The following is a 6,183-nucleotide window of genomic DNA, read 5'->3' as shown; positions in this document are numbered from 1 at the left end:
CACTACAGAATCCGAAGTAACATTCAAAGTACCCCAATTCCTAAATGTTCCCGATACTATGTTGTCTGGCTCAAAGCGAGGGATGGTAAACGTGGCTATCTTACGATTGTCTAAGATACCTCCATTGGTCAACATAAAGTCCGTAGCATTGGCAAAAGTTAAATTGGTCTCTGTAATAAACGAAGCACTGCTATCCACCCAGACCTTTGGCACATTTAACGTCAACCCTTTGCCATAGGTTGTCACTGAACTGCTCCGCCCTATCAATTTCGGAGTGGTCAGCGAGGTACTATCCGATAAGGTCAGTTGAGTTGAACTCCCTCTTACCAGCAATGAGTCTAATACGGTCAAGTGTTTCACCAAAGAACCTATGGTAAACTTCGCACCATTCTGGATCGACGCATACTTGAACTGCGTCCGCTCTGGAGGAAGCGGAGTAGTCTCTCCACTGCGGCCCCAATTGTCAACTATCAACCTGCCGTCTACTCCATCATTCGGACCTAAAAGATAAATCGTTCCTGCTCCACCAATCGTGCTGCCATTATAAGCAGGAGTACCTCCCTGCACCTTCAGGGTCCAGCCATCTGTACTCCCAGTCTGCCAGCGTATCGCTATCCTACCTCCTGCTCCTCCACCGGTAGCATTCGTATACCAGCCATTATCTGCATTACCACCATTGGCCTGGACTGTACCTGTCCCACTGGCCTGCCGAACACGTAAATTAATAGTGCCACCAGCTCCACCAGCCCCATACCCGATGCCATAACCTCCATCTGCCACTATCGAACCGTTCAATACCAATACGTCGGCTTCTATGCGTACCAAACCACCCCCATTACCACCAGTACCCGCTGTTCCACCACGCCATGACCCACCAGACCCCAAAGCAAATGGATCTTCTACCAAATCATACACATCCCCCGCATCTCCGCTCCCATATCCACCCTTTCCTCCAAACCCACCATGACTCCCTCCCCAACCCTCAGCTGATCCTAATTTACCAGGATAGGTCTCCGCCCGACTCACCGTCCACCCATCTCGATTAATCCCTCGATAACCACACCAACTCACATCGATCTTGCCTCCCGACTCTATTTTAAGAGTGTCTGCCGTGAAGTTTACACCCATTGTATCACCGCGTACGTGGGATAAATTCCCGCTTGCAAGAATGTCTAATTTCGGTAAATGAATATAACCATGGTTTGTAACAGCAGCGCTTGTTTGAAGCAAGACTTTAACTCCCGGTTCTGCTACCAAACTGTCGCCACCATTAACAGTTATGTCGCCAGCGATATAATAAGGAGATAGGTTTGGAGTTAAAACCCCAGCAATGTTCCCGCAAAGGTAACTTGTCGGGGGATAAGGGATAGAACTCACTCCAACCTCAAAAGGTCCATCTCCTCCAGCCACTCCATATGTAACAGTTATTTTATAAGTTCCTGCAGTGTCGAGTAATAGTTCCCGCTCAAGTATACAGGTGGCGCTGCTGTCCCTGATTATGAAACTTCCCGATGGTTTCTGAAACCAGAAAGTCAATGCCTCCTCGGAATGGAAACCAATATTAATTTTCTTGCCAACATCAGCTTGGGTAGCTGTGAACCAGTATTCAATTCGGGGCTTACTTGCAGAAATTGTATCGGTTTTTGCTTGGCCCAAAGCGAGAGGATAATAGTAAACAGAGGTGTCAGGGTCGAAAATTGATAGAACAGGAAAGGAGACACCCTGTTCTGAAACATCAGGCGCATGAGCTGTTGCAACCTTAGCCTCATACAGTCCTGTCTTCGGATCATACATTGAGAATGTGACGTCGCTTCCTGGCCGAATGCCTGGAATAGCAACTATTCCATATTCATTAACTATGCCAGTAATTCCAGGAATTCCAGAAGTTGAGTCGGGTGTTACAATGGCCCCCGTTAGAGGGTGTTCAGGTAGAGTTAAATCTACAGTAGTGTCGTTGTACAGTTCTTGCACGAACTGGGATCGATATGACGTTTCAGCAGAATTGTCTGAAGTTGGTAATCGCCGTCCCCCGTATTCGGGACGTAGTTTTTGATCATGGTAAGGAGGGTGGGATATAAATTTATTCTCACTTTTGGTTCTGTATTTCCAGAAATTTATGCAAAGATTCTTATATCGAGCCTTCGTTGAAGGATCTAGTATCCAACCTGAAGTTGGCCGTTCGAAATATTTCCGCCAAGCAGCATAAGATTTTATCCAATCCGCGATGACCTTCCCAAAACCATGACCCTCTTTGACACTTTTGATCCAGGGCGGAATAATTTTTGGTGGAACCTTTTTGAGAATATAAGATTCAATAATTGCTTCGCAGCTCGACTTGATTAGTTCTAAGCTCGAAACTATAGCCTCCAACAATTCCACGTCAGCATCTAGTAGCGCAATCTTTCCCGCTTTAAGGTTGGAGGTAAACCCGTGAGACCTCAAACTATCTATCCCTGCACGCATCCCTTGCTCATAGTTATTCGAAAAGTAAATTTCTGCGATCACAAGCCTGGTGTCAAAATTCAATGTTAGAAATGAATCTTTCGCGATTTCAATCTCTGATTTTAACTGACCCACTACCTCTCTAATGCTGCCCGTAAAGCCGGGAATGAGAGAGTCAAGGCGGCCTTCATGCGTCAGCAAATAATCAAAAAATTCAATGCATAAGGTATCTGCAGCGGAAAGGGTAGTCGATATAATTGAGTCTTGGTCTAACCCGGGTGGTAAGGATGGTAAAGGAAGCGTTGTGACGTTGCCTACATTGATCCATAGAGCCTGAGATACAGCAAGTTTGAACCGGACTCCTACTGGCCCTGGATTATTATATGGAGCGAGTACCTTTACTATCCAGGAGCTACTATCAGCACTAATATCAATCGATGTCGGATTTTGGATGAACTTGTAACCATCAGATGTTAGGAACTCAAACAGATTACCATTGGAGAACTTGGAAATATTTGTGCAATTAAACACGAAGAACGCACCAGGGATTGCAGATCCCTGCGCTACAGTCACTGTCGGCGTGGGTATCTCATATCCGAGAATGGGTATGCTACCAGCTGATGTATGGGGTCGTTTAAGTAACGTGGAACCAGAATCTAGAACCGTTAGGTTTCCAGCAAAGCTAAGCTGCGACTCCCCGAACGGCCCAACAGAAGGATACATAAGAAGATTTTCTCCTTTCAAACTGCATGCTGGCAGTGAGGGTAGTTCAATCTGAATGGATGGGGGTATTAATATCGACCCGGTATCACCAACGAGTTCAAAACCTTTCATAAAGTAGATGCTATCTTGCTCAAGACTGGCAAAATTGAGACCAGTCGAATCTGCTGCAAGATCCTTAACCCACAGTGTTGCTGTAGATTCAATTGCACCAGGCTTGAATGAGAAAGTCACACCTGCACCTTTGATCTCACCTCCAGTGGAATCTATAAGATAAGGAGGCCCAGTTTTTCCGAGTAACACATTTCTTAGGAAAAGTACGTCCTGATGATTTATCGTACCGTCCTGGTTCAAATCCCCTTCCACCGACTCATAAGGAGTTGGCGGATTCCCAATACCCAACCAAATATTCCTCACCCTCACTAGGTCCCAGATATTAACCACACTATCCTGATTCATATCACCCAGGGCATTGGGCGAAACTGGGAATCCACGCATCAGGGCTTGGAAGAACTTAGCTGTGTCAGGTATCTGCACACCTTCAAAAAGAGTCTTAAGTGATGTATCCCTTTCTATAATGGGATGGGGTGGAGTTGGTTGAACCCCGACTTTTTGTGGCAGGTCTCTTTGAATTTCTATTTTTTCTTCTGTTTTGGCTTGCTCTTTGTCGGGCTTTACTGCCTCTTTAACTTTTTCTTCTGTTTTTATTTTGCCTTTGTCAGTTTTCACTGCTGCCTTTGTGTCAGTATATACAAAACAACCAAGAAACAGCAAAACTGCAGCAAGTAAACAAATTGGTTTGTTAGCGAAACTTTTCATCTGCCTCTCCTTGCTTGAAAGAGTGGATAATCTGGCTTTATTCAAAAGTAATAAGGTAAATTTTTTATATTTGTCAAGAGTTTTTTAGGCTAGAAAGTGGGAATTTGCCTTATAGTATACCTCTACGGTACGTGTCGTGTAAGGGCACGGTCCCGCCGTCGGCGGAATGCCCCTACCTTTTAACGCGCTTTTGGTTTTAAGCCTTTTTTAGCCGATTGTAGAATACTAAGCTGAAGGAAGGACCTTTCTTTTTTCTGAAGCTCTTTGGTTATCTCCGGATATTCTGAGGAAATGTCTTTTTTCTGCTCCGGGTCATCAATATAATTATAAAGAGAAGTGGTGGCGCCGATTCGGTCAACCAAAAAATAAGGCTCTTCGACCCAGCCGATTTTTTTTCCGTCAACCATCATAGCAAATCCTTTATCCTCAGGTGAAAGGGAGAAAATATCTCTTCCCCAGGATTCGTGCTCTGCAGGCTCTCCCAACAAACCCAAAACCGTGGGCACAAGGTCAGTCTGGCTGGCAACGGTTTTGATTCTCCTGGGCTCTTTTCCGGCGAGCTTAGGTGAATAAATTAAAGCGGCGATATGAAAACGGCTCAATGGAAAATCACTTGTGCTCTGGAGAAGTTTTCCGTGATCTGCAGTCAGGACAAAAATGGTGTTATCGAAAAAGGGCTCTTTTTCTGCCTCGTGAAAAAACTTGCCTAAGGACCAGTCCGAATAGTAAAAAGCGTTCAAATATTTGCTGTAAGGCAAATCTGGAGAAAAAGGTTTAGGCATGTACGCCGGCACCGCAAAAGGTTCATGATTGCTCAAGGTGACTATCACGCCTAAGAAAGGTTTTTCCTTAAAACTAGCGAACTCCTTCACTGCCCTGGAGAACACGATGTCGTCCGGCACTCCCCATTTACTGATGTACTCACCAGGAGGAAAGTCTTCCTGGCCGATAAAATGTTCAAACCCTTGCTGCCTGGAAAACCCCTCCATGTTGTCGAACATTAAATCCCCGCCATAGACGAAAGCCTCTTTATATCCTCTCTCTTTCAGGATTTTCGAAAGGGATATAAAGGGAAGATTGTGATTATACTTTTTCATCAAAGTCCCGCCTGGCTGAGAAGGGAAAGCGCATAAGACCGAGAGAAGCCCACGGTTGGTTCGTGTACCCGAGGCATACAAGTTGTCAAATAAAAGCGATTTCTGGGCTAAGCTGTCGAAAAAAGGAGTCGCGTCTGTTTTAGCACCGTAGGAGCCGACATACTGAGCTAACCAGCTCTCCAGAAAAATTATTACTACGTTGGGTTTTATCCTCTCTTTATTGAGCGAGTCGAGCCTGAACTCGGAATCGTCAAATGAGCTTGACCGCAGAATAGAGTCTTGAGGGTATTGCAACTGTTCATTTTTCTGCAACACTAATTTTTGCACGGTGTTCAAAGCATCTTTATTTTCAAAAAACTGGAACTCAGTTAAATATTCTGGAGAGCCTTCCTTATGTTCCTCCAGAAAGGTCATCCCCAAAGTATGAGCCCCATTTAAGGCTAACTGGTTGGCAAAATCATACTTTGAAAAATATGCCAAGCCCCAATCTATGGGCGCAAGTTTCACCCGGCCTCGCCCGGAGATGAATAGCAAACCAAGGGCTAAAATAAAATAAAAAGCCTGGTTCAACAATGGTCGAGTGCTCTTGGTTTTCAGAAGGTTTCTACCTACTCTAAGCACCAGGAAGATGAAAAGAGAGCAAAGAAGTGCCCACAGGATCAGATAACGCACAACCGGATAGTTATCCCAGATAGAGAAAATGACTACATCCGGACGGTCTAAATATTCCAAAGCCCATTCGCTAAGGTGAGTTCCATACTGGCTGAAATATTCCAGGTCCACCAGGGAAAGGAAGAAAAGGAGACCTAAGAATAAAAAGACCAAAGAGAGAATGATTTTCCGTCCCCATTTCAGGCGGAAAAGTCCTATCAGGGGAAAAGAGCTTAATATAAAAAAAGGAGTTAGCAGATACGTTAATACCACCATATCAAAGCGCGCTCCAATGATAAAGGACTGAAATAAGATGGATAAGGGTATGCCTGAAGCTAAACTATGATACTTTAATAGAAACCCCAGCCGGAAAAGCCCTAAGAAAAGAACCCCTGAGAAGAAAAGCAAAGCGAAGAAAAGGAAGGAATTCGGCGGGGCAATTGAATTTATTAGT

The 6,183-nt window shown here is 44.8% G+C and carries 2 protein-coding genes; both read right to left on the bottom strand.

The window, feature by feature from the left end:
- Positions 1–3,981 (bottom strand): dockerin type I domain-containing protein (locus tag MUP17_00890; protein MCJ7457531.1); only part of this gene is annotated, 3,981 nt, incomplete at its 3' end.
- Between the two features lie 179 nt (positions 3,982–4,160).
- The coding region (locus MUP17_00885) for an LTA synthase family protein (GenBank protein MCJ7457530.1) at positions 4,161–6,183 on the bottom strand (2,023 nt) is incomplete at its 5' end.

It is taken from the genome of Candidatus Zixiibacteriota bacterium (assembly GCA_022865345.1).
Lineage (GTDB): Bacteria > Zixibacteria > MSB-5A5 > MSB-5A5 > RBG-16-43-9 > RBG-16-43-9.
Note: the sequence above shows the minus strand (reverse complement) of the source record. Positions and strands in the feature narration are given on the sequence as shown.